The sequence below is a fragment of the Saonia sp. genome (genome assembly GCF_056326165.1).
In genome coordinates, this window is sequence record NZ_JBWFBN010000004.1 from 97,729 (window position 1) to 123,430 (window position 25,702).

The following is a 25,702-nucleotide window of genomic DNA, read 5'->3' on the forward strand; positions in this document are numbered from 1 at the left end:
ACCATCCATTGCCTATTCCAGTGCTTGTTCTATATCAGCAATAATGTCATCTATGTGCTCTAACCCCACGGATACCCTAACCGAGCCATCGGTGATACCAACTTCTTTTCTTTCCTCTTTGGTCAATTTACTATGCGTAGTAGATGCAGGATGGGTAACTATACTTCTGGAATCACCCAAATTAGCAGAAAGTGATAAAAGCTTAATGGAATCAAAGAACTTTTTACCCCCTTCAATTCCTCCTTTAACTTCAAAAGCAATAACACTACCACCTGCTTTCATTTGTTTTTTAGCGACAGCATACATAGGATGAGATTTTAAGAAAGGGTACTTCACCCAATTAATCTTAGGGTGAGTTTCTAAATATTCGGCTAGCTTCAATGCATTTTCACAATGTCTATCCACTCTTAAACCTAACGTTTCCAAACTTTTAGATAAAACCCATGCACTAAAGGGGGAAAGTGCTGGTCCTGTAATCCTAGAAAATCGATAAACTTTATCCATTAATTCCTTGCTGCCAACTGTAATACCGGCCAATACCCTTCCCTGGCCATCCATTAACTTGGTGCCAGAATGTATCACCAAGTCAGCTCCAAACTTAATGGGCTGTTGTAAATAAGGAGTGGCAAAACAGTTATCAATAATAAAAATGAGATTGTATTTTTTTGCAATCTTTCCCAACTCCTTCAAATCCAATACATCTACTCCAGGGTTGGTAGGGGATTCTGCATATATGATTTTGGTTTTGGGAGTGATTAAGTTTTCAATTTTGTCCAGCTCATCAATCTTAAAATAAGTTGTTGATATATTCCATTTGGGAAAAAACTGGGTAAACAACGAATGGGTAGAGCCAAAAATGCTACGTGATGAAACTATATGATCGCCACTCTCCAACAGAGCAGCCAATGTAGAATAAACAGCTGCCATACCAGATGCAAAGGCAAAACCATCTTCTGCACCTTCCATTTTGCAAACCTTCTCTATAAATTCTGATGAATTTGGATTGGAATATCTAGAGTATATATTCCGTTCTTTCTCCTCTGCAAAAGAAGCTCGCATATCTTCGGCATCTTCAAATACAAAACTTGATGTTAAATATAATGGACTTGAGTGCTCCAAAAATTGGGTGCGCTCTATTTGCGTTTTCACCGCCTCCGTTTCAAATTGATACTTCTTTTTCATTTTAATTTTTTTCTGCAATTCTTAATATATCTCCAAAAACTCCTCTTGCTGTTACCGCTGAACCGGCTCCAGCACCTTGAATAACCAATGGATGGTCCCCATACGATTCGGTATAAATTTCAATAATGGAATCTGACCCTTTTACTTGTCCCAACGTACTAGATTTTGGAACCGAAATAAGTTTTACATCTAAATTCCCTTTTTCTTTTTGCAAATTTCCAGACAAATCTCCAACATATCGTAGTACATGATTTGGTTTTTGAGTCTTCTTTATTTTATCAAAAATACCATCCAAAGCACCACAATTCTTTAAAAAATCAGTCACAGAACCACCTGTAAGTTCATCTGGAATAAGGTTTTGAATATTGATGTCCGAAAACTCATTGTGCAAATCCAACTCTCTTGCCAATATCAATAATTTTCTCCCAACATCATTTCCAGATAAATCTTCTCTTGGGTCTGGCTCTGTATATCCTTGATCCATTGCTTCTTTTAAAATGGTTGAAAAAGAAGCTTCAGATTCAGAAAACGTATTAAAAATATAACTTAATGAGCCAGAAAAAATTCCTTTAATACGAGTAATATTCTCTCCTGATAAATGCAATAATTTAATAGTATCTATCAATGGTAATCCTGCACCCACATTGGTTTCATACAAATATTGCTTCTGACTTTTAAGTAAATCTTCACGTAATAATTTGTAATAATCGAAACCTAAAGTATTTGCAATTTTGTTTGAAGAAACCAAATCAAAACCATTATCAACAAAATCAAAATAATTGGATACAAACTCCTCGCTAGCAGTATTGTCAACCGCAATAAGATTTTCTAAATGATGCTCTTTTGCATAGACAAAAACATCAGTCAATGAATATGGAATTCCTTTTTCCCTGAGATTATTTTTCCAATTCTTGGTGATTCCTTTTTTGTTTAAAAAAATTTTTCTTGAGTTGGCCACTGCAAAAACATTCAATTGAATTCCTTTACGTTCTTCAATGGTTTTAGTCGACTTTAATATCTGATCTATTAAAGTTCCTCCCACATTTCCATGACCAAAAACCGCAATATTCACTTTTTTGGAAATTCCAAAAATCTGACCGTGCATTACATTCAGTGCTTTTTTTAAATCCGTCTTCTTCAAAACCAAACTCACGTTTTTCCCAGAAACTGTATTATTAAAAAGTAATGGAACTATTTGGTTCTGAATCAATGCATTATAAGGTTTATGGAATGTGCTTAAGTCCTGACCAACAATGGAAACCACAGAAACATCATCCATCACTGTAATCATATTTACATCTTTGGAATGAAAATCATTTTCAAATTCTTGTTCTAATGCTACTTTCGCTTCTTTTGCCTTATCCGCGGCGACCACAAGACCAATTCCCCTCTCAGATGATCCTTGGGATATAATACTTACATTAATTCCCTTATTGCCAAGTGCTCTAAAAATACGGGCATCCACACCTACTTTTCCAAGTAAACCTCTACCCTCTAAATTGATAAGTGCCGTATTTTCTATTACCGACAAGGATTTTATTTTCTCTTCTCCACTCTTTGCACTAATCAAAGTACCTTTCCCATCATTGTTAAAAGTATTTAGGATTCTAAGTGGAATGTTCTTTTCTATTAATGGAATAATTGTTTTGGCATGTAAAATTGTGGTTCCAAAATTGGCCAATTCGTTGGCTTCACTATAAGATAGCTCTTCCAATTTTTTGGCATCGGAAACAAAATCTGGGTTTGCCGTATAAATACCATCTACATGGGTATAGTTTTGCAACTCCTCTGCATCCAAGAAATTAGCAATTAAGGCAGCAGTATAATTACTGCCATTTCTACCTAAAGTAGTAGTTTCATTATTCATATTGGAAGCAATGAAACCAGTAATAATGGGCACTTCATTAGCTTTTAATTTAGAAAATTCCTCCACCACATTTTCTTTGGATAAAGCTTCTAAAACAGCTGCATCGCCAAAAGTGGTATCCGTTTTAATTAGCTCACGGGCATCAATCATTTTAGAAGATATTCCTTTGTCATTCAACAATTGCGTCACCACTTTTGCTGAAATAAGCTCTCCATAGGCCAATACCTCATCTTTAATTTTAGAGCTATAATCCCCCAGAAGTGCCACTCCTTCAAACAATCTTATAAGTTCCTTAAACTCTTGGTTAAGGTTTGTATTTTTAAAAGTGTACTTCTGATAGGCTTCAAACTTTTCAAAATCCTTGGAATAATCTTTTCCATCAGCTGCATTTTGCAACATTCCCTCTAACTGATTAGTTGCCTTTTCTCTAGCCGATAAAACAACTGCTATTTTTTCACCATCACTTATTTTATCACTGATAATGTTTAGCACTTGCTCTATACCATCTCCGTTTGCCAAAGACTTTCCACCAAACTTTAAAACCTTGGTTTTCTTGGTCTTTCCATTTTTATTGAAGACCCCTTTGAGCAATTGCTCCATTTGTTCAAACTCAATTAAAAAAGCGTCGTGTCCGTGGAGTGAATGTATCTCACCATACGTAACATTGCTATTGGCTTGAGCCAAGCGCTTAAAAGTTTCTTTGTTTTCCTTAGCAGTGAAAAACAAATCAGAATCCACTCCAATAATATGAATGTTGGTGCCACTATTTTGTAATTTTATGAAGTTTGCTTCACCTTCTCGAGTAATGTCAATGGTCTTCAGCAATTGATTCATCAATTTATAAGCTGATAACTGAAATCGCTCTTGCAATTTTTTACCATGGTGTGTTAACCAACTTTCCACATTAAAAACCTGAAGTTCGTCATTTGTTGTTCTCTTAAAACGCTCTTTAAAAGATTCTGGCGTACGATAACAGAGCATTGCATGCATACGAGCATCGTGAACAGGTTGCTTGGAATTTACCAAAAACTGTTCCTGAATTTGACAATTTGCAATGAGCCAATCGGTAGATTTCCAATCAGACGCTACAGGAATTAAATGCTCCGTTAAGTTTGGATTCAATGCAGCCATTTCCCAAGCAATTCCACCTCCCATAGAGCCACCAATAATTGCGTATAGTTTATTTATTTTTAAACCATCTAACCCTTGTATAAAAATCTTTGCTATATCCTGAGCTACAAAATCCTTATAATTTTCAATTACAAAACCATCATGTCCATTTCCTGGAACATTAAAACATAGTACCGTATACTTCTTAGTGTCAATACATTTATTATCGCCTACAAGAGCAGACCACCAACCTTCATCACCAGCTACATCAGAATTACCAGTTAGTGCATGGTTCACCAAAACAATAGGTGCTGTATGCAATGGCTTTCCAAAAAGTTGATAAGACAAAGAAATATCTATTTGCTTTCCACTATTAGTGCTATAATTCCCTATTTTAAAACGATGTAGCATTTTACTTTATATATAATTATGGGCATATTTAGTAAACCCAAGTACTTCTTCTTTATAACTGAATAAAAACTTGTTCCAAATCTGCCTTTAAATCTTCTATATTCTCTAATCCAACAGACAAACGAATTAAATCCATGGTAACTCCAGTTGCCTCTTGCGAAGCTTCATCTAATTGTTGATGTGTTGTACTTGCAGGATGAATAATCAATGATTTTGTATCACCTATATTGGCCAATAAAGAAAATAATTTGGTTTCATCAGCTATTTTCTTTGCAGCATCATAACCGCCTTTAACTCCAAAAGTTACCAATCCACTTTGTCCTTTTGGAAGGTATTCTTTAGCCAATTCTTTATACTTGCTAGATTTTAAACCTGGGTAATTTACCCAAGTTACCTCATCTCTATTTTCTAACCATTCTGCCAATGCCAGGGCATTTTCACAATGTTGTTTTATTCGAATTTCCAAAGTTTCCAACCCTTGAATAATTTGAAAAGCGTTGAATGGACTAAGACATGCCCCAAAATCTCTCAACCCTTCAATACGTGCTTTGGCAATAAAAGCAGCTGCCCCCAATGCATCATGATAAACCAATCCATGGTATCCTGCAGAGGGCTCTGTAAATTCTGGAAAATTACCATTGGCCCAATCAAAAGTGCCAGCATCTATAATAGCTCCACCTAATGCGGTTCCATTCCCATTAATATACTTTGTAAGTGAGTGAATTACAATATTTGCTCCATGCTCAATGGGATTCAACAATGCTGGGGTAGCTACTGTATTATCAACAATAAAAGGAACCTTGGCTGTTTTAGCTTCTTTAGAAATTGCTTTTAAAGCCAACACATCTAATTTTGGATTTCCTAATGATTCTACAAAAAAAGCGCGGGTATTATCCTGTACTGCCTTTCCAAAATTTGATGGGTCTTCTGGATCAACAAAAGTGGTGGTAATTCCCAATCTTGGTAATGTAACACTCAATAAATTATACGTGCCACCATACAAACTATTAGATGCTACAATATGATCTCCCGCTTTTAATAAAACCAATAAAGCTGTATTTATAGCACCAGTTCCAGATGAAGTCACTACAGAAGCTATTCCTCCTTCTAAAGCCGCAAGGCGTTGCTCCAAAATATCATTGGTAGGATTGTTTATTCTAGTATAAATATTCCCAAATTCTGCCAAAGAAAAAAGGTTGGCCGCATGGTCAGAATCATTGAACACATACGCTGTACTTTGATAAATTGGTACCGCTCTAGTTCCTCCATTTGCGGCAACATCGTGCCCTGCATGCAATGCGTTTGTTGAAAATTTTTGATCACTCATGATATTTTGGTTTACTTGTTAATTACTTTATTTCTTATTTTTCTAAAAAAATGGCATAAAAAAACCCCTGCTTTTGCAGAGGTTTTGTAAATTCTTTATATGGTAAAGTTTATACAATACTGTCCTCTGCGGATATCTTCCACATCATCATAGACATATTGTACATTACTTTTTTCATTTCTTTATTGTTGTACAAATTATTCGAAACATTTTTTTAAAATCCAAATTTATTTAAAAAAATATTACTTTGTCTATAACGGTGAAAGAGGTATTTATATTTTAAAAGCTTCTTTTACAGCATCAATCATATCTAATTTTTCCCAGGTAAATAATTCTACTTCCACTTCAATTCTACCGTTATATGGGGACTCAAAAACCTTGGTAATAGTTCTAGGTTCCTTACCCATATGGCCATATGCTGCAGATTCTAAATAGATAGGATTTCTCAATTTTAATCGCTCTTCCAAAGCAAAGGGACGCATATCAAAAAGAGCTGCTACTTTATCAGCAATCTCTCCATCCGTCAAATTTACCTTTGATGTGCCATATGTATCAACATAAATGGAAGTGGGTTCTACCACGCCAATGGCATAGCTCACTTGTACTAATATTTCATCAGCAATACCAGCGGCAACCAAATTTTTAGCTGCATGCCTAGCTGCATACGCTGCACTTCTGTCCACTTTACTAGGGTCTTTTCCACTAAAAGCGCCTCCACCATGAGCACCTTTACCACCATAGGTGTCCACAATAATTTTTCTTCCTGTAAGTCCAGTATCACCGTGAGGTCCTCCAATCACAAATTTTCCAGTAGGGTTGATATGATATTTTATCTGTCCATCAAATAATTTTTGAACTTTAGCAGGAAATTGCGATACCACTCTCGGAATAAGAATATTAATAATATCCTCCTTTATTTTTGCCAACATTTTATTGTCATTGGCATCAAATTCATCATGTTGGGTAGAAACCACAATGGTATCTATTCTTTCCGGAACATTTTCATCAGAATATTCAATAGTCACCTGTGCTTTGGCATCGGGTCTTAAATAAGGAATTTCACTACCTTCTCTTCTTAAATCAGCTAAAACCTGAAGAATTTTGTGTGAAATATCTAATGCCAGAGGCATGTAATTCTCAGTTTCTTTAGTAGCATATCCAAACATCATTCCTTGATCACCAGCTCCTTGTTCCTCTTTAGAACCTCTATCTACTCCTTGGTTGATTTCCTTAGATTGTTCATGTATTAAAGAAATTACACCACAGGCATCACCACTAAATTGATAATCACCATTGGTATACCCAATTTTATTGATAACATCCCTAGCAATTTGTTGTACATCTAAATAGGTGTGGCTTTTAACTTCTCCAGCCAAAACAACTTGCCCAGTTGTTACCAATGTTTCACAAGCAACTTTACTTTCTGGGTCAAAGGCCAAAAAATTATCTAACAAAGCATCACTAATCTGGTCTGCAATCTTATCTGGATGTCCTTCGCTAACAGACTCAGACGTAAATAAATACGACATTTATAAAAAAATTTATTTGAAAAAGGATTTGACGGATGGTGTACTCTCAAGAGGATGCCAAAATAAAAATTTAGCAATCTGTTTTAGCAATTTTTTACCGAGGTTGCAATCAGTCAAATCCTTCCTCGTTCGTTTATAGTTGCAAAAGTACGTATTTGTTGGAAATTGAAAAACATTTAGTGTTTCAATTTTAAATCTTTTGTATTTCAACCTTTATTTTTTCTCTAACCCAAGATACTTTGTATATTGTGAGGCACATTAAAAATCAACCATTAATTACCAAACCATATGCATATTGCGGTTGCCGGAAATATAGGAGCAGGAAAAACTACTTTGACTAGACTCCTTTCCAAACATTATAAATGGGAAGCTCATTTTGAAGATGTAGTGGACAATCCCTATCTAGACGATTTCTATACACAAATGGAGCGTTGGAGTTTTAACCTTCAAATTTACTTTTTGAACAGTAGGTATAGACAAATTCTGCAAATTAGAGAAAGTGGTAAGAACATTATCCAAGATCGTACCATTTATGAGGATGCTCATATTTTTGCACCCAACCTACATGCCATGGGTCTTATGACCAATAGGGATTTTAATAATTATTCTTCTCTTTTTGAGCTGATGGAAAGTTTGGTGCAACCACCAGATTTATTAATCTATTTGCGGAGTTCCATTCCCAATTTGGTGAATCAAATTCATAAGCGTGGTAGAGAATATGAAAATTCTATTTCCATTGACTACCTAAGCCGATTGAATGAGCGCTACGAAGCTTGGGCTCATAGTTATGAAAAAGGGAATCTTTTGGTAATAGATGTGGACAATCTTGATTTTGTTGACAATCCAGAGCATTTAGGGGAAGTTATCAATAAAATTGATGCCCAAATAAATGGGTTGTTTTAAGGATTAAACCATTATATTCTGTTCCCTAATTGAAATAACCCATTCACTCAATTGCCCTTTTATACTTTATAGGTAGTACATAGTTTTAAGGTAAATAAAAATTTATCTCATTATGAAATATACCATAACCATACCCAAACCATGTAGCGAAAAATGGAACGAAATGACCCCAACCGAAAAAGGAATGTTTTGTGACCAATGTAAAAAAGAGGTAATAGATTTTACCAACCATTCCAATTATGGGCTACGTAAACTTTTAGATTCCAATAAAAAATTGTGTGGTAGATTTAGACCCAATCAATTAAATACTGAATTTTCATCAACAAATAACAAGAATTTTATAACTGGTGGGCTTGCCGTTGGAATGGTTTCCTTGCTTTCTTTATGCGCTCCAGTACAGGCGCAAAGTTCAAAACCTTCCATTGAAATTTCAGAACAACTTATTGGTGTAACAGGCATGGTCGCAACAGAAAAAATTTCCGACTCTCTTACTGTTACTGGAAATATAAAAGATAGTAGCGGTCCTTTACCCGGCGCAAATGTCACCATAAAAGGTACTAATATTAATACCCAAGCAGATTTTGACGGGAACTTTAGTATAACAATACCTACTGATGAATTTAATTCAAAAATTACTCTAATTACATCCTATATTGGCTATATAACCAATGAAACTGCTGTTTCGGAAAAATACCAAAATATTACACTTACCATGTCTGAAGATGTAATGGGTGAACTTGTTATCACTCGCAAATGGAATATTTTTAGAAGAATTGGTAATATTTTCAGAAAAAAGCATTAGTTAAAACCCTTTTCCCTCACCCAAAAGGGGCGTTCCCTCATTCTTCATTTTTTTAAGCAAGTAAAACAGGTAGATTTAATCAGGTTTAACCCTCCTAAAACTAAATCATCTTTTGTTTAACCAACCTGCCAAGGCAGGTCTAAATTTTAAAAAATGAAACCAAAAAAAAATCCCAAAAAAGATTTGAACAAAAACAGAGGTCTTTATTTTATTGCAGGGCTTGCACTTGTAATGCTTATGGCATATGTAGCACTGGAATGGAGAACGTACGACAAAAATCCTGAATATGCCAATAGAATGGATGTCCCAGATGATAACATTATAGAGGAGCCTCCTATTTTTCAACTTAAAACACTACCACCTCCACCGCCTGCTGTTGCTCCACCAGTAATTGAAATTGTTGATGGCGAAGAAGATGTAATTGAAGATGAAATAGTATCTACAGAAACCAATCAAGAAGAAGAGGTAGTAAAAGTAGAAGATATAGTTGTTGAGGAAATTGAAGAAGACATACCTGTTCCAATTTCTGTAGTTGAAGAGGTTCCTATTTTTCCCGGATGTGAAAATAAAAAGGATAAACGGGCATGCTTTCAAGAAATGATGACCAAGCATGTAAATAAGAATATACGCTATCCTGAATTTGCCAAAGAAATGGGAATACAAGGAAGAGTAAGTGTTATGTTTGTAATACAAAAAGATGGTACTATTGGCCAATTGCAATTAAGAGGGCCTGACAAAAATTTAGAAGCAGAAGCTGCTCGTATTATTGGAAAATTACCAAAAATGACTCCAGGAAAACAACGAGGGACTGCCGTTAAAGTACCTTTTAGTATTCCTATTAATTTTAAACTTCAGTAGTACAACTATTATACCAATAAAAAACCCAAAACAATGTTTCGGGTTTTAATTTTATAGTAAAATATTCAGAGAATTTAATGTGATTCTTCCTCTATAACTTCCATGATTACTTTTTTACCTTCTACCTTTAGGTCAACATCCTTTAAGGATTCTACTTGTGCTTTTACTTCTTCTTCTGTTCCTGTAAAATCTTTAACTTCTTTCTTTTCAACTCCGTTTTCAACATAGGTAGTTGTCACTGTAGCTGTAGTAATGCCATTATCATTCTTCGCCATCTCCACACGAACTTCTTTTTTAGCATCATGGTTTGCCATTCCACTTTCTACATGTCCGCCCAAAATTGGCGCAATTACCAATCCAATTAAACAAGTAAGTTTAATTAAAATGTTCATAGAAGGTCCAGAAGTGTCTTTAAATGGGTCACCAACAGTATCTCCGGTTACAGCTGCTTTATGCGCTTCGGAACCTTTGTATGTCATTTCACCATTGATTTCTACCCCAGCTTCAAAAGATTTTTTAGCATTGTCCCATGCTCCACCAGCATTATTTTGGAAAATTGCCCAAAGTACACCACTTACCGTAACACCTGCCATATAACCTCCAAGCATTTCGGCAATTGTCAAATGACTCATTCCAAACATCATTGGAACAAATGCAATTACTAATGGAAATCCGATAGTTAACAAACCAGGAAGCATCATTTCCTTTAAAGAAGCCTTTGTGGAAATAGCAACACACTTATCATATTCTGGTTTCCCAGTACCTTCCATTATTCCTGGAATTTCTCTAAATTGACGTCTTACTTCTTCTACCATTTCCATAGCAGCTTTACCAACGGCATTCATTGCCAAAGCAGAGAATACTACAGGCACCATACCACCAACAAACAACATTGCTAGTACTGGGGCTTTAAAAATGTTAATCCCATCAATACCTGTAAAAGTTACATATGCAGCAAATAATGCCAACGATGTTAACGCAGCGGAGGCAATTGCGAATCCTTTTCCTGTTGCTGCAGTTGTATTACCAACTGAATCTAATATATCTGTACGCTCTCTTACAATAGGTTCTTGTTCACTCATTTCTGCAATACCACCTGCGTTATCAGATATTGGTCCAAAAGCATCAATTGCCAATTGCATTGCTGTTGTAGCCATCATTGCAGATGCTGCAAGTGCTACACCGTAAAATCCTGCAAGTGCATATGAAGTCCATATTGCGCCCGCAAATAATAATACTGAAGGAAATGTAGAAATCATTCCTGTTGCCAAACCTGCTATAATATTTGTTCCTGCTCCTGTACTAGATTGTTGCACAATTTTTAAAATTGGACTCTTCCCTAATCCTGTATAGTATTCCGTTACTGCAGAAATAGCACCACCAACAACTAAACCAACAAGCGTTGCATAAAAAACTCTTAATGAAGAAATTTCTAATGTACCTTCTCCAAAGAAATGCATTTGCATAGTTTCTGGAAGCATATAGGATACCAAAAAGTAACAAGAAACTGCGACTAAACCAATAGAAACCCAATTCCCAAGGTTTAAAGCACCCATTACTTTAGATTCTTTTGCATCATTATTCTTTATTTTAACAAGCATAGTTCCAATAATGGAAATTATAATCCCTACACCTGCGATTGCCATGGGCAATAAGATTGGTCCAATACCTCCAAAACCATCAGAAATTGCACCACCCATATCTTTAATAACATAGTTCCCTAGAACCATTGCCGCCAATACTGTTGCTACATACGAACCAAACAAATCGGCTCCCATACCTGCTACATCACCAACATTATCTCCCACATTATCAGCAATTGTAGCTGGGTTACGAGGGTCATCTTCTGGAATACCCGCTTCTACCTTACCTACTAAATCGGCGCCAACATCTGCAGCTTTGGTATAGATACCCCCACCAACTCTAGCAAACAATGCAATAGACTCCGCTCCAAGAGAGAATCCCGCAAGCGTTTCTAAAACTACAGTCATATCAGCTGTTGAAGTCCAAACGCCACCCATGAAATACTGAAAGAAAACTATAAAAAATGCTGTTAAACCCAATACTGCTAAACCAGCTACTCCAAGTCCCATTACAGTACCTCCACCAAAAGATATTTTTAATGCTTTTGGCAAACTCGTACGAGCAGCCTGTGTTGTTCTTACATTCGTTTTTGTGGCTATTTTCATTCCTATATTTCCTGCAAAGGCAGAAAAAACAGCGCCAAAAACAAAAGCGATTACAATAAGCCAATGAGTTGTTGGCACAACAAAAGAAACTATAGCAAGTAAAACACTTACTATTACCACAAATATGGCTAAAAGCCTGTACTCGGCATTTAAAAACGCTAATGCTCCTTCATAAATGTGATCCGAAATTTCTTTCATTTTCCCATCTCCGGCATCTTGTTTCAATACCCAAGATTTCTTAATTGCCATGTAGATTAGGCCTATTACTGCCATTATTATTGGCATATAAATCATTATTGATTCCATAAAGTAATTAGTTAATTATTTAAGCTGCGCAAAAGTAGTAAAATCAATGAGAATAAAAAAAGCAATATCTGATGTTGATATTGCTTCATAAATTGTTTAACTACTTAAAGCTAAGTCTCATTTATATTGTAAAAGTTCGCTTCTTTTTGTGTTCACTGTTTTCATATCGAGCCACACATTCATGATAAATTTTTACTGCTTCTTCTGCATTACCCCATCCACCAACATCAACTTTTTTCTTCTCTAAGTCTTTATACACTTGGAAAAAGTGTTCAATCTCTTTAAGTCTATGTGGGTTAATATCCTTCAAGTCGTTTTTTTCGCTCCATATTGGATCAGATAGTGGCACACATATAATTTTTTCGTCAGGCCCTTTTTCATCAGTCATATGAAAAACCCCAATTGGTTTTACCTCCATGACCACCATAGGATATGTTGGTTCTGCCCCCAAAACCAAAACATCCAAAGGATCTTTATCCAAAGCCAGGGTTTCTGGAATAAAACCGTAATCACCTGGGTACATCATAGATGAAAACAACATACGATCAAATCTAATTTTATGTAGTGTAAAATCGTATTCATATTTGTTTCTACTTCCTTTTGGGATTTCTATTAGAACATCAAAAGTCAATATTTTATTTTTACTCATTTTTATTTTTTTATAAGGCACTGTTTTAGAATAAGTATTTTATCTATTTGCTATTAAAAGCTAAAACCAAAGGAACCAGTTACACTAAAAGGTCTTGCGTTGGGGTTTTCTAAGTAATTGCCCCTAAAGTTTAAATCTAACCTAAATATCTTGAAAATATTGCCAACCCCAAAAGAGTATTCCCAATAAATTTTATCGGTAGGTGCCAATAATGGTATATTGGTGGGGCTGCTCAATAATTTATTCTCTTCTGACAAGTCTCCCCAAACCCCACGCAAACCAACAATCTCTCTTAAATTTAATTTACGGAGTACAGGTATTCTTGAAAAAAGACGTCCATTAAAATTATGTTCCAAATGCACCGAGGCATAGGTATCTGTCACAAACTCATAAAAATCTAAGTTGGGAAATGTGTTGTACAGGGTAAATAAAGTTTGATTTCCTGGAACAACATTCAATAACCCCAAGGGCACAGCGCCAAAAGTTTTGCCTACTTCAATTGTACTGTATAGTCTTCCCATTCCACCTATTTGCCAAGGTTGACTATATGAAAATTGAAGCTTTTCATATTCAAAATCGCTTTCCAAAAATCCTTCCAAGCCTTTGGTATAACTCAATAACAATGTACTATAATCATCATTGATATTATATCTTTCCACCCCATAACCAATGGTTTTTTTACCTGGAGTATATACCAGAGTAGTATTAATATCAAACTGTTTTATTTCTGATGATGTTCCAGTAGACGATGTCTCATCCAAATAATCCAGACTAAAAGCATCTGGCAAGGCAGAACTTAAAGTTCTATATGTGGAACCAACCCTAATTCTAAAATTGTTCACAGGTTCCATCTCCACATTAAAAGTGCTTAAATTTATATTGGTCAACCTATCATTATTACCAACCGTCACCACCGATGAAGAGGCTATACTCCGGCCTAAAACATCATTGGTGGATGTTAAACTAAGTCCAAGCTGTTCAATATCCCGCCGGTTTCCCCCAGTAATCATCAATCTGCTCTTCTTATCTAACAACCATTTTGCAGAAAAGCCATGTTTTACTTTGTTATCCCCAAAGCCGTAGGCCATGTACCCTTCCAAACGCCATGGGTCATTTTGTCCAAAATAGGTTCTGGCCCCACCTCTTATTCGCACTCCTTCAGCATCATTATACCCAAACACACTATATACATCGCCTATATCCAAATTCCATTTATCAATTTCTATATAGCCAGATGCCATTACGCTTACTATATTGTAATAGGTCTTAAACTTGGGTACAGTCTTTAATGTGTCTAACAATTTATATATACCAGACTCGTCCTTATTCAATTTTTCCAACCGATTGGTTTCCCAAAAAGTACTGTCCCTACTAAAAACTATGGGGTCAAAAGGGTCAGATTCATTCTTATAAAACGATTTTGGTTTTGGAATATCAAATTTATAATTATCATAAACTGTTGTCCTCTTACCATAAAGCCCTTTGGATTTTTCTTTTTTGCTAAAACTAAAATCGCTGAGCATATAATCTCGTTTTAAAAGAAAAACAGAATCACTAACCACTTCAAAATCTTGTTCAATATAAACCTCTTTTACCCAGTTGATATTGGCACTTTTGGTTACCTCCAGATTAATTTTTTTTATGGCATAAGTAGAATCGTTCACCCAAAAATCACCTTTAAACGTAAGCTCATTTTTTCGTCTGGGATAATATATGATGTTATAGCACCATTTATTATCTATAAATGTACTATCTGAAAGCACGTAATTATAGGTATCTACTCCAGTTTTTGAAAGTGGACTTGTAAAGCTTTTGTCAAAAAATTTGAGGTAATTATCATATATATTATAGTCCGAATACAAATCCTCGACAAAAGCGGTAATGGCTTGGTTGTTACTAAAACCAGAGTTTATGCTTCCTAGAATATCCTCTTTACTCTCTCCAATGATATTATCTCCATATGCCTTGGAAAAAACTTCATTAATAAAAATAGGTAAATACGTTTTCCCAGTAATTCGCGATGTGTCCAAATCTTGAAAAACGAATTCCATTCCCTTAAAAATTTTGCTTTTCATTAGGGCGCTATCAATCGTATTTAAGTCAAACTCTATTTTTTCGTATTTATCGTATTGATATTGTTTAAACTTATTAACACCATTCACACGTTTCTTGGCCCATATTTTCTTTAAAATATCAATCGCTGGATTGTTCTTTTTGGATTGTTTGCCAACATATATTACCACTTCGTCTAATTGCTCATTAGACTCTTGTAGAACAATATTCATATTATAATTTACCTTCTCTGACAAGGAAATTTCTTGTGAAGCGTACCCAATAAAAGAAACTAGTAAAGTATCATGGGTAGTCTCAGATTCCATATAAAACCTACCATTATCATTTGTTATGGTGCCTTCAGAAGAATCTTTAAAAAGTACATTGGCAAAAGCAACAGGGTCACCTAATTCATCCACAACTATCCCTCCCACTTTTGATTGTGAAATAACAAAACAGGTGAAAAATAAAAATAAAGGGAAAACTATTTTCTTCATCAACATATACTATTTACACACTAATCCCTAAAACAGTGATTATGTAATAACGCTATAAAAAAATTTGGTGTAGTTATGCCATCAATAATATGCTTTTAAAAAATGAAGCTTCATCAACTCTTGGTCGATGAAGCTAAGATAGTTTTACAAAATGACACTCTTTATTTATATAACACTTTCTTAACAGACTTAATTACATCCTTATAGTTTGGCAACCATTCTGCCAATAAAACTGGAGAATATGGAGCTGGTGTATCCGCAGTGTTAATTTTCTCAACTGGTGCATCCAAATAATCAAAAGCCTGAGATTGTACTTGATAGGTGATTTCTGTAGCAACGTTACCAAAGGGCCAAGCTTCTTCTACAACAACCAATCTATTTGTTTTCTTTACAGAGTTTAGAATAGCATTTATATCCATTGGTCTTACGGTCCGCAAATCAATAATCTCACAACTAATTCCTTCTTTTGCCAACTCATCAGCAGCTGTATAAACCTCCTTAATAATTTTTCCAAAGGAAACAATGGTTACATCACTACCTTCTCTAACAACATCGGCCACACCCAATGGAATGGTATATTCACCTTCTGGCACTTCACCCTTGTCTCCATACATTTGTTCGGACTCCATAAAAATAACAGGGTCATCATCTTTAATAGCCGCTTTTAAAAGTCCTTTGGCATCTCTTGGATTAGATGGCACAACTACCTTAAGTCCCGGACAATTTGCATACCAACTTTCAAAAGCTTGTGAGTGCGTAGCGGCCAATTGACCAGCAGAACCAGTTGGTCCTCTAAAAACAATAGGGCAATTAAACTGTCCGCCAGACATTTGTCTAATTTTTGCGGCATTATTAATAATTTGATCTATCCCTACCAAGGCAAAATTAAAAGTCATAAACTCAACAATAGGTCTATTCCCATTCATAGCGGATCCTACAGCAATTCCTGCAAATCCAAGTTCAGAAATAGGAGTATCTATAACGCGGTCTGCACCAAACTCATCTAACATTCCTTTTGAAGCCTTATATGCACCATTATACTCTGCAACTTCCTCTCCCATTAAGAAAATAGAATCGTCATTCCTCATTTCTTCTGACATTGCCTCTGCTATAGCTTGCCTAAACTGTATCGTTTTCATTTAATATGAAATATCTAGTTATTATTTTATCTGAAAATGCAAGCAAAAATAGGAAATAATCTACCAATTAAGAGATCTGTAAGAGTAAAAAAATAACAAAATTTACTATGCGTGCATAGTAAATTTGAAAATTAATACCTATCTTAGCCCTTGTCAAAATAAAAGGCAAAAAAATGAAAATATTAGTTTGTATTAGTAATGTCCCAGACACTACTTCTAAAATAAATTTTACCGATGGCGACACAAAATTTGATGCCAATGGTGTTCAATTTGTAATTAACCCAAATGACGAATTTGGCCTTACCAGAGCCATGTGGTTCAAAGAAAAGCAAGGGGCTATAGTACATGTAGCTACTGTAGGAAGTGCCTCCACAGAACCAACAATAAGAAAAGCTCTCGCTATTGGTGCCGATGAAGCAATAAGAGTAAATGCCGAACCTTTAGACGGTTTTTTTGTGGCACAACAATTAGCAGAAGTAGTAAAAAATGGAGCATACGACCTTGTTATTGCTGGCAGAGAATCCATTGATTATAATGGAGGAATGGTTCCTGGTATCATGGCAGCTTTATTGGATATGAACTTTGTAAATACATGTATAAGCTTAGAGGTTGATGGAACTAATGCAACAGCCATTAGAGAAATTGACGGTGGAAAAGAAACGCTAAACCTTTCCTTACCACTTATAATTGGTGGACAAAAAGGATTAGTACAGGAGAGTGACCTTAAAATTCCAAACATGAGAGGAATTATGATGGCTCGCCAGAAGAAATTAAATGTTGTTGAACCAACAGGTGCTACACAGGCAACATCTGATACAAAGTTTGAAAAACCAGCACCTAAAGGAGCTGTTAAATTAGTGGATGCAGAAAATATAGATGAATTAATAAGTCTTTTGCACAACGAAGCAAAAGTAATTTAAATAAGAAATATGTCAGTTTTAGTATATACAGAATCCGAAAACGGAAAGTTCAAAAAAAATGCTTTTGAAGCCTCATCATATGCCTATGAAGTTGCCAAACAAATGGGCGCAACGGTTACTGCAGTATCTTTTAATGCAGATAATAATGATGAATTAGGTGCTTACGGTGTTTCCAAAGTATTAAATGTATCTGATTCCGCCTTTAAAATATTCAATGCCAAAGCATTTGCAAAAACAATTGCCCAAGCTGCTGAAAAGGAAAGCGCTACAGTAATTATATTAAGTTCAAGTACCAGCTCAAAATATGTAGCTCCTCTTTTAAGTGGATTGCTCAAAGCAGGTTACGTACCCAACGTAGTTGCCGCACCAGAAAATAACAATCCATTTACTGTAAAAAGAACAGCTTTCAGTAATAAAGGATTCGCCTTCACTCAAATAACAACAGACATCAAAATTATAGGTGTATCCAACAACGCATTCGGGATTATTGATAATAAAGTTGATACAGCTATTGAAGACTTTAATCCTGCTATCGGTGATGCGGATTTTTCAGCCAAATCTACCAACATAGATAAGGTTTCAGGCAAAGTGACTATAGCAGATGCGGATATAGTTGTTTCTGGGGGAAGAGGATTAAAAGGTCCAGAAAACTGGGGAATGGTTGAAGAATTAGCAGATGTGCTAGGGGCAGCAACAGCATGTTCCAAGCCAGTTTCAGATTTAGGTTGGAGACCACATAGTGAACATGTAGGGCAAACTGGAAAGCCAGTAGCAAGCAACTTATATATTGCTATAGGTATTTCGGGAGCAATTCAACATTTAGCGGGAATTAGCGCTTCTAAAGTAAAAGTGGTTATAAACACTGATCCAGAAGCGCCGTTTTTTAAAGCAGCCGATTACGGAATTGTTGGGGATGCGTTTGAAGTTGTCCCCAAACTCACTGAAAAATTAAAGGAATTTAAAGCCCAAAACGCTTAATTTTTGTTAATTTGTGCCCTTAAAGGGCTGTTTAAATATTAGGACAACCTTTTATTTAAACAGCCTTTCTTGGTTTATAAAAATTTATGAGTTTAGTAAGATTAAAAATAAAGGGAATATCCTATAGCCAAACACAAAATGGTGCGTACGCTCTTATATTAAATGAGGTTGATGGTGACCGAAAGCTTCCCATTGTTATTGGAGCTTTTGAAGCCCAATCCATTGCAATAGCTTTAGAAAAAGAAATTAAACCTCCGAGACCACTAACTCATGACCTTTTTAAAAATTTTGCTGACAGATTTGACATCGTAGTAAAGCAAGTAATTATTCATAAATTGGTGGATGGCGTGTTCTACTCCAGTATAATATGTGAAAGAGATAAAATTGAAGAAATTATTGATGCCAGAACAAGTGACGCCATAGCTTTGGCGCTTCGTTTTAACGCTCCAATTTTCACCTACAAAACCATCTTGGACAAGGCAGGTATCTTCTTAAAATTTTCATCAAAAGAAAAAGAAAAAGATGATGAAGATAGTGATGACAGCATTATTGTAGATGAAATTTTGCAAGAAGGTGAAACCGTTGAAATAGATACCGGCGCAACAGATGCATATAAAGAACTTACTATAGAAGAGTTACACCAAGAATTAAACAAAGCGGTTGCTAATGAAGATTATGAAAAGGCTGCCCAATTAAGAGACGAAATATCCAAACGCAATTAATCTAGTTTTTTATGAAAATAGTCCTTTGGATTTCTTTTCTTTTTTTATCGTCATTGCCTTTAATTGCCCAAGAAACAGTACTTGTAGATTCTATTCAAAATACATTAGACACAACCACAATTAATGATATTGCTACAACAAATGTCCCAACAATAATTCCTAACGAGGGATTTTCCATTTCTAGCTTATTACGCGGTATATTAGGTATGGGTATTCTTATTCTAATCGCCTTTTTATTTAGTGCAAATCGCAAAGCTATCAATTGGAAAACAGCAGGAATTGGTTTGGGAATTCAACTTATACTTGCCATATGTATTTTAATTGGAGAAAAAATTGGATTTAATGCCTTTGGAAGAAGGTTTGATTTAAGTTTTGTCTCGGATGTTTTTGAATTCGGTGGTAAGATTTTTGTCAGTATTTTAGATTTCACTCGAGCAGGAAGTAAATTTTTATTTGAAGGATTAGTGGTCGACATGGACACTTTTGGATACATTTTTGCCTTCCAAGTACTCCCAACAATCATTTTCTTTTCCGCATTGACTTCTGTATTATATTATTTAGGAGTCATTCAAAAAGTAGTAAAAGGATTAGCTTGGCTACTTACCAAATCTTTGGGCATATCTGGAGCAGAAAGTTTAAGTATCGCTGGCAATATATTTTTGGGACAAACCGAAGCGCCGTTACTTATAAAAGCCTATTTGGAAAAAATGAACAAATCTGAAATGCTTTTGGTCATGATTGGAGGTATGGCTACTGTAGCAGGAGCTGTATTGGCAGCTTATATTGGGTTTTTAGGAGGTGATGACCCAGTTCTAAGATTATACTTTGCAAAACATCTATTAGCAGCATCTGTAATGGCTGCACCAGGTGCCATTGTCGTTTCTAAGATATTATACCCTCAAACTGAACCGATTAATACAGAAGTAAAAGTATCCACGGACAAAATTGGCGCCAATATTTTGGATGCCATAGCCAACGGAACTACAGAAGGTTTAAAACTGGCAGTAAACGTTGGGGCTATGCTTTTGGTCTTTGTAGCGTTTATTGCTATGCTCAATGGCATATTGGGGTGGGTTGGCGACACTACTTCTTTTAATTCTTGGATAGCTTCCAATTCTGGTTTTGAAAAATTTAGTTTAGAAGCCATTTTAGGCACTATTTTCGCTCCATTAATGTGGTTGATTGGTGTAGCAAAAGAGGATATGATGCTTATGGGGCAATTACTTGGGATAAAATTGGCAGCCAGCGAATTTATTGGATATATTCAATTGGCAGATTTAAAAAATATGGCCAGTGCTTCACATCTTACCTACAATAAATCTATCATAATGGCAACCTACATGCTTTGTGGTTTTGCAAACTTTGCATCTATCGGAATACAAATTGGGGGTATAGGCTCTTTAGCTCCAGGGCAAAGAAAAACACTTTCTCAATTTGGTATGAAAGCCGTTTTAGGAGGTTCCTTAGCTTCACTAATTTCAGCTACCATTGCTGGGATGATTTTAGGCTAGTCTCGTTAATAACGTTTTGATAAATACCTGAAAAAAGACAATTCTTATACTGTCGTTTTTCATATTTTAGTTTTCTAGAAATCCACAAAGGAAAATGAAGCAATATCACGATTTATTAAAGCATGTCCTAGCTAATGGCAATCAAAAAGGAGATCGTACGGGAACGGGAACCATTAGTGTCTTTGGACATCAAATGCGATTTGACCTGAGTGAAGGTTTCCCCATGGTTACAACAAAAAAACTTCATTTAAAATCTATTGTCTATGAACTTTTGTGGTTTTTAAAAGGCGATACCAACATTGAATACCTAAAGGAAAACGGAGTGAGAATCTGGAATGAATGGGCTGATGAAAATGGTAATTTAGGTCCTGTTTATGGGTATCAATGGCGAAATTGGAATGGTGATGAGATTGACCAAATAAAAGAGGTTATCCACAGTTTAAAAAACAACCCCAATAGCAGAAGAATGTTGGTTTCTGCCTGGAATCCATCTGTATTACCAGACACTTCTGTTTCATTTTCTGAAAATGTAGCCAATGGAAAAGCGGCATTACCACCATGTCATGCCTTTTTTCAATTTTATGTGGCAGATGGAAAACTTTCTTGTCAACTTTATCAGCGGAGCGCAGACATTTTTTTAGGAGTACCCTTTAATATTGCTTCTTATGCATTGTTTACCTTGATGATGGCACAAGTTTGTGGTTATGAAGCTGGGGAATTTATCCACACTTTTGGAGATGCCCACATTTACAACAACCATTTGGAGCAAGTGGAACTTCAATTAAGCCGAGAACCGCGACCACTCCCTAAAATGACTCTAAACCCAGAAGTAAAGAACATTTTTGATTTTAAATTTGAAGATTTTACTTTGGTAGATTATAATCCACATCCACATATAAAAGGAATGGTTGCTGTATAACAAAAAAGCCCAACCGTTAGGTTGAGCTTCAAATTTTCTTTTTTATAGATCTCTTAAATCTCTAAAACAGCATTCTCTCCACCAGCATAATCATTCCATTGGTAACGATCAGCTTCTGCCTCATTAACATAACTCCCATCTACCAAATACTTAAATTCATAAACATTTTCTTTTGGCAAGTCAAACGTCCCTTTAAACGTTCCATTTTTCAATTTTTTCAAAAGGCTTCCTTTTGGGCTCCAATTGTTAAAATCTCCCACTACTGCTACTTTTTTTGCATCTTCCGCTGGCACGGTAAAAGTAACTTTACAAACTGGTTTGGTTTTAAGGTACTGCTTTGCAATGGACATGATATTTATATTTTAAATTATAATGCAAATCAAACCATAAAACCTCTTATACACAATAAGTTAACCAAGATTTATGATTTTAATAAAATACCATTTACATTAAATTGATTTTCACAAAAAAAGGAATTCAATTTTCAGAAGTAGGAAAAGAGAGACTTCAATTGTTGAGATTTAAGCATAACACATAAGTCAATTCAGAATCTTAAATTCCGTTATATTTGCCCATAAACTAATTGACCATGTTCTCTAAAGAGAAAAACGATTCTAATATAGATTTGGAACAGCACAATATGCTGGAACATGCCCAATCCAGAATCAAACAAAAAAAGAGGCTCTATGTACATTTTGTAGTTTTCTTAATTGGCAGTATTTTTTTGATTCTAATCAATAAAGTTTTAAAATACGGAGAAGAATATAATTGGTTTATTTGGGTCATCACTTTTTGGGGGTTTCTATTTGCCATTCACATCTTTAATATATTTGTTTCCCAAAAATTTATGGGAAAAGAATGGGAACGGGAACAACGTGAAAAATTGGTGGTATTGCAGAAAAAAAGAATAACAGAACTTCAAAAAGAAATAGAAACCAATTTCCCCTTATCCAACATCAATAAAAAAAAAAGCCCATGAACGTGGTAACCATGATAGCCGCAGCTGGGGAAAACAATGCGTTGGGAAAAGACAACGATTTGTTATGGCACCTTCCAGATGATTTTAAACGTTTTAAAAAAATTACCACTGGACATTATATCATTATGGGGCGTAAAACATTTGAGAGTTTTCCCAAGCCACTACCCAATAGAACCCATATAATCATTACCAGGGACAAAAACTATGTTACACAGTATAAAGAATGTGTCGTTGTCCATTCTCTTAAAGACGCATTAAAATTAGCTGAAAGTGATAATACACCCTTTATAATTGGTGGAGGTGAAATATATAAATTAGGAATGGAAGTTTCTAATAAAATAGAACTTACAAGAGTACACCATACTTTTGAAGCGGATACATTTTTTCCGGAAATTGATAGCCAAATATGGAAGCTAATTTCTGAAGAGTATCATCCAAAAGATGAAAAGCACAAATATGATTTTACATATCAGACTTTTGAAAAACACTAAGCCTTAAAAGTCCAAATAGTCAATTTTTTTTGTCTTAACAATATTGCCAATTAATGATTCCAATACATTGGTACTCGTATTGCTATAAAATTGATGTTCTACATTTTCATTAGAGGTATTCAGTAAATGCATTTTTTTTAAAACAGTTTTGGTTTGTCTAGCCACAGCTTGTCCAGAATCTATAATTTGCACATGCTTAGGTAGTGTTTTTTTTAGAATAGGTATTAAATAAGGATAGTGCGTACAGCCCAAAACTAAGTAGTCTATACCTTCTTCTAGCATAGGCTGTAAAAACTGTTCCAATAATTTTTTAGTTTCTTCTGAGTTTAATTTTCCAGCCTCAATCAAAGATACCAACCCAGCACCTTCTCTTTCAATAATAGTAATTCCAGAAGCATGGTCTTTTGCAGTTTTATGAAATAACTCACTAGAAAGTGTTCCTTTAGTTGCCAAAATTCCAACTTTTTTGGAATTGGATTTTAAGGCAGCAGGTTTAATTGCTGGTTCAATACCAATAAATGGTACAGGATAGGTTTCCCTTAAATAATCAATGGCATTTGTTGTTGCTGTATTACAGGCAACAATAATTAGTTTACTGCCCATTCTTAATAAGAGCTCGGTATTTTTTATACTCAGCTTCATGATTTCCCCAACAGGCTTTGCTCCATATGGTGCATTTTTACTATCAGCCAAATAGATTGTACTCTCGTTTGGAAGCATTGTCTTGACTTCCTTCCAAATAGATGTACCACCTACTCCTGAATCAAAAATACCAATGGGACTGTTTTTCATTCTAACTTTTAGCAAACATTATAAAAGTAAAAAACCGTCCTGAGAGAGACGGTTTTTTATCAATATATTTTAAAAACTGTATTCTATTTCTTAGAATCCTAATTCTTTCTTTACTTCTGGCAACAGGTCTTTTCCTTTAAAAACGATTAGTCCAGTACCTTGAGTTGCATCCATAACATAATCAAAACCTTGTGCTGCTGCAACTTTCTCAATAGCTTCTTGTGCTTTCTTGGAAATTGGAGCAAAAAGCTCAGCTTGCTTCTTTTGCAATTCTTGTTGTGCAGCTTGTTGTGCTTCAGCTATGCTTTTGTCATACCCTTGAAGCTCAGTAGCTCTTTTTTGATTTTCTTCTTCTGACATGGTAGCCGCTTCATTAGAGTATTGTGTATACTTGTTTTTAAGCTCTGTCATTGAACCCTCTATATCTGCTCTATATGTCTCTCCTAGTTTTTTTATTTCTGCTTGGGCGGCAATCATTTCTGGCATTTCAGATAATAACTGAGATACATCTATATGCGCCACTTTACTCTGTGCATTCACAAAACTGGTAGCTGCAATAAATAAAACTAAGGCTACTGCAATTTTCTTTACGTTTTTCATGATTTTAAATAAGTATTAATTTTGAGTGTTAATTTTTGTTTATTATTTGAGTTTACTATTCTAATTATTTGAGTCTTTTACTGTTTCTGTTTCTTCCTTTCTTTCTTCTAATTTGGCTTTTCTTTTAGCCTCTCTTTCTTCTAACAGCTTATTTCTTCTTTCCTCGTAGGCCTTTTTACGCTCTTCTCTTAATTTTAATTGCTCCGCTCTTTTTTCATCTGCTGTTTTAGCTCTAGCTGCTTCAGCATCTTTTGCTTTATTCTGCCTTTCTAGCAAAGCATCACTCACAACATCATCTTCCTCCGCTTCTAATTTCTCCAACCTGCTTTTTACATCTTTCTTTTTTGGAGCACTAATCTTTCTAGTTCTTGCTATACCCCTTAAAATCAGCTCACTTATATCATGCCTTTTTTCGGAATACAACATTACGACATCTGCTGATTTATCAAAAATAAAATCATACTTTTTATTTGCCCCTATTTTTTGTACTTCATTAAAGACTTGATCTTGTATTGGCTGTATTAACAGTTGTTTTTGCAAAACCAAATCTCCTTGAGGGCCAAATCTGTCCTGTTGGTACTCTATCATTTCCTTTTCTAATACCTGTATCTCTTCTTCACGTTCTGCAATCAATTCATCAGTCAACAGCACTTTTTCCGCCATTAAATCCTTTTTCATTTGCTCAACAACACTTTGCTTTTGCTCAATCTCCACCTTCCATTTCTGAACCTTATTTGCCAACTGCTCTGTTGCATCTCTATACTCCTCTACATTCTCAAGTATATATTCCATATCCACATAACCAATCCTAACACCTCGCTGCGCAAAGCTATATGTTGAAAACAATACGATGGTTATTACTAAAAGAACTTTTTGCTTCATTTTTGTTTCCGTTTTATACATAGAAAATATCGTGCCAAAAATACTAATTATATTAAAATGAGCACATTAACCTTGTTCGGAAAGAGA

The 25,702-nt window shown here is 35.2% G+C and carries 22 protein-coding genes; 10 read left to right on the forward strand and 12 right to left on the reverse strand.

Annotation, left to right across the window (positions count from 1 at the left end; translation table 11 throughout):
- Window positions 1–12: 12 nt before the first annotated feature.
- The 4 genes from AC000W_RS05560 to metK form a co-directional block, all read right to left on the reverse strand.
- Complete coding sequence (locus AC000W_RS05560) at window positions 13–1,182, reverse strand: trans-sulfuration enzyme family protein (protein WP_474746716.1); 1,170 nt, start codon at window positions 1,180–1,182, stop codon at window positions 13–15.
- A gap of 1 nt (window position 1,183) precedes the next feature.
- A complete protein-coding gene (thrA, locus tag AC000W_RS05565; RefSeq protein ID WP_474746717.1) occupies window positions 1,184–4,570 on the reverse strand; it encodes a bifunctional aspartate kinase/homoserine dehydrogenase I in 3,387 nt (1,128 codons plus the stop codon).
- Between the two features lie 52 nt (window positions 4,571–4,622).
- The gene (locus AC000W_RS05570) at window positions 4,623–5,897 is read right to left on the reverse strand and encodes an O-acetylhomoserine aminocarboxypropyltransferase/cysteine synthase family protein (RefSeq protein ID WP_474746719.1); all 1,275 of its coding nucleotides are present in this window, start codon (window positions 5,895–5,897) and stop codon (window positions 4,623–4,625) included.
- Window positions 5,898–6,169: 272 nt separating this feature from the next.
- Window positions 6,170–7,426, reverse strand: a complete 1,257-nt coding sequence (gene metK, locus AC000W_RS05575) for a methionine adenosyltransferase (protein ID WP_474746720.1) — start codon at window positions 7,424–7,426, stop codon at window positions 6,170–6,172.
- 288 nt (window positions 7,427–7,714) lie between these two features.
- Here metK and AC000W_RS05580 point away from each other — a divergent pair, with 288 nt between their 5' ends.
- The 3 genes from AC000W_RS05580 to AC000W_RS05590 all read left to right on the forward strand — a co-directional run bounded on the left by AC000W_RS05580 (window position 7,715) and on the right by AC000W_RS05590 (window position 9,989).
- Window positions 7,715–8,329: a deoxynucleoside kinase gene (locus AC000W_RS05580; protein ID WP_474746721.1), complete on the forward strand. Its 615-nt coding sequence runs from the start codon at window positions 7,715–7,717 to the stop codon at window positions 8,327–8,329.
- A 112-nt stretch (window positions 8,330–8,441) separates the two neighbouring features.
- Window positions 8,442–9,131: a carboxypeptidase-like regulatory domain-containing protein gene (locus AC000W_RS05585; protein WP_474746723.1), complete on the forward strand. Its 690-nt coding sequence runs from the start codon at window positions 8,442–8,444 to the stop codon at window positions 9,129–9,131.
- A gap of 153 nt (window positions 9,132–9,284) precedes the next feature.
- Entirely contained in the window at window positions 9,285–9,989 is a 705-nt protein-coding gene (locus AC000W_RS05590) for an energy transducer TonB (protein WP_474746724.1), read from the forward strand.
- A gap of 74 nt (window positions 9,990–10,063) precedes the next feature.
- On the opposite strand, the gene AC000W_RS05595 is transcribed toward AC000W_RS05590, so the two are convergent.
- The 4 genes from AC000W_RS05595 to AC000W_RS05610 all read right to left on the reverse strand — a co-directional run bounded on the left by AC000W_RS05595 (window position 10,064) and on the right by AC000W_RS05610 (window position 16,821).
- Window positions 10,064–12,484 carry a sodium-translocating pyrophosphatase gene (locus AC000W_RS05595; RefSeq protein ID WP_474746725.1) on the reverse strand — a complete coding sequence of 807 codons (2,421 nt, stop codon included), beginning with the start codon at window positions 12,482–12,484 and terminating at the stop codon, window positions 10,064–10,066.
- A 121-nt stretch (window positions 12,485–12,605) separates the two neighbouring features.
- On the reverse strand, window positions 12,606–13,133 hold the full coding sequence (locus AC000W_RS05600; protein WP_474746726.1) for an inorganic diphosphatase: 528 nt from the start codon (window positions 13,131–13,133) through the stop codon (window positions 12,606–12,608).
- A 53-nt stretch (window positions 13,134–13,186) separates the two neighbouring features.
- Window positions 13,187–15,682 (reverse strand): DUF5686 family protein, encoded by a 2,496-nt coding sequence (locus tag AC000W_RS05605; protein WP_474746728.1) that lies wholly within the window; start codon window positions 15,680–15,682, stop codon window positions 13,187–13,189.
- A gap of 161 nt (window positions 15,683–15,843) precedes the next feature.
- Window positions 15,844–16,821, reverse strand: coding sequence for a pyruvate dehydrogenase complex E1 component subunit beta (locus tag AC000W_RS05610; RefSeq protein WP_474746730.1), 978 nt, complete (start codon window positions 16,819–16,821; stop codon window positions 15,844–15,846).
- A gap of 173 nt (window positions 16,822–16,994) precedes the next feature.
- Here AC000W_RS05610 and AC000W_RS05615 point away from each other — a divergent pair, with 173 nt between their 5' ends.
- From AC000W_RS05615 to AC000W_RS05635, 5 genes are all read left to right on the forward strand, one after another.
- Window positions 16,995–17,741 carry an electron transfer flavoprotein subunit beta/FixA family protein gene (locus AC000W_RS05615; RefSeq protein ID WP_474746731.1) on the forward strand — a complete coding sequence of 249 codons (747 nt, stop codon included), beginning with the start codon at window positions 16,995–16,997 and terminating at the stop codon, window positions 17,739–17,741.
- Between the two features lie 9 nt (window positions 17,742–17,750).
- Window positions 17,751–18,719, forward strand: a complete 969-nt coding sequence (locus tag AC000W_RS05620; protein WP_474746733.1) for an electron transfer flavoprotein subunit alpha/FixB family protein — start codon at window positions 17,751–17,753, stop codon at window positions 18,717–18,719.
- Window positions 18,720–18,805: 86 nt separating this feature from the next.
- On the forward strand, window positions 18,806–19,441 hold the full coding sequence (locus AC000W_RS05625) for a bifunctional nuclease family protein (RefSeq protein WP_474746734.1): 636 nt from the start codon (window positions 18,806–18,808) through the stop codon (window positions 19,439–19,441).
- Window positions 19,442–19,452: 11 nt separating this feature from the next.
- Window positions 19,453–20,952: a NupC/NupG family nucleoside CNT transporter gene (locus AC000W_RS05630; RefSeq protein WP_474746736.1), complete on the forward strand. Its 1,500-nt coding sequence runs from the start codon at window positions 19,453–19,455 to the stop codon at window positions 20,950–20,952.
- Between the two features lie 94 nt (window positions 20,953–21,046).
- Window positions 21,047–21,871, forward strand: coding sequence for a thymidylate synthase (locus AC000W_RS05635; RefSeq protein WP_474746737.1), 825 nt, complete (start codon window positions 21,047–21,049; stop codon window positions 21,869–21,871).
- Window positions 21,872–21,924: 53 nt separating this feature from the next.
- Here the strand turns inward: AC000W_RS05635 and AC000W_RS05640 are convergent, their stop codons facing one another.
- On the reverse strand, window positions 21,925–22,221 hold the full coding sequence (locus tag AC000W_RS05640; RefSeq protein WP_474746739.1) for an isoamylase early set domain-containing protein: 297 nt from the start codon (window positions 22,219–22,221) through the stop codon (window positions 21,925–21,927).
- A gap of 239 nt (window positions 22,222–22,460) precedes the next feature.
- Between AC000W_RS05640 and AC000W_RS05645 the strand changes: the two genes are divergently transcribed.
- The gene (locus AC000W_RS05645) at window positions 22,461–22,850 is read left to right on the forward strand and encodes a 2TM domain-containing protein (RefSeq protein ID WP_474746741.1); all 390 of its coding nucleotides are present in this window, start codon (window positions 22,461–22,463) and stop codon (window positions 22,848–22,850) included.
- Window positions 22,847–23,341 carry a dihydrofolate reductase gene (locus AC000W_RS05650; RefSeq protein WP_474746742.1) on the forward strand — a complete coding sequence of 165 codons (495 nt, stop codon included), beginning with the start codon at window positions 22,847–22,849 and terminating at the stop codon, window positions 23,339–23,341. Before AC000W_RS05645 ends, AC000W_RS05650 begins: the two co-directional genes overlap by 4 nt.
- 3 nt (window positions 23,342–23,344) lie before the next feature.
- Here AC000W_RS05650 and murI read toward each other — a convergent pair whose 3' ends face one another.
- The 3 genes from murI to AC000W_RS05665 all read right to left on the reverse strand — a co-directional run bounded on the left by murI (window position 23,345) and on the right by AC000W_RS05665 (window position 25,615).
- Window positions 23,345–24,133, reverse strand: coding sequence for a glutamate racemase (gene murI / locus AC000W_RS05655; protein ID WP_474746743.1), 789 nt, complete (start codon window positions 24,131–24,133; stop codon window positions 23,345–23,347).
- A 90-nt stretch (window positions 24,134–24,223) separates the two neighbouring features.
- The gene (locus tag AC000W_RS05660) at window positions 24,224–24,733 is read right to left on the reverse strand and encodes an OmpH/Skp family outer membrane protein (RefSeq protein WP_474746745.1); all 510 of its coding nucleotides are present in this window, start codon (window positions 24,731–24,733) and stop codon (window positions 24,224–24,226) included.
- 60 nt (window positions 24,734–24,793) lie between these two features.
- Window positions 24,794–25,615, reverse strand: a complete 822-nt coding sequence (locus AC000W_RS05665) for an OmpH/Skp family outer membrane protein (RefSeq protein ID WP_474746746.1) — start codon at window positions 25,613–25,615, stop codon at window positions 24,794–24,796.
- Window positions 25,616–25,702 lie beyond the last annotated feature (87 nt).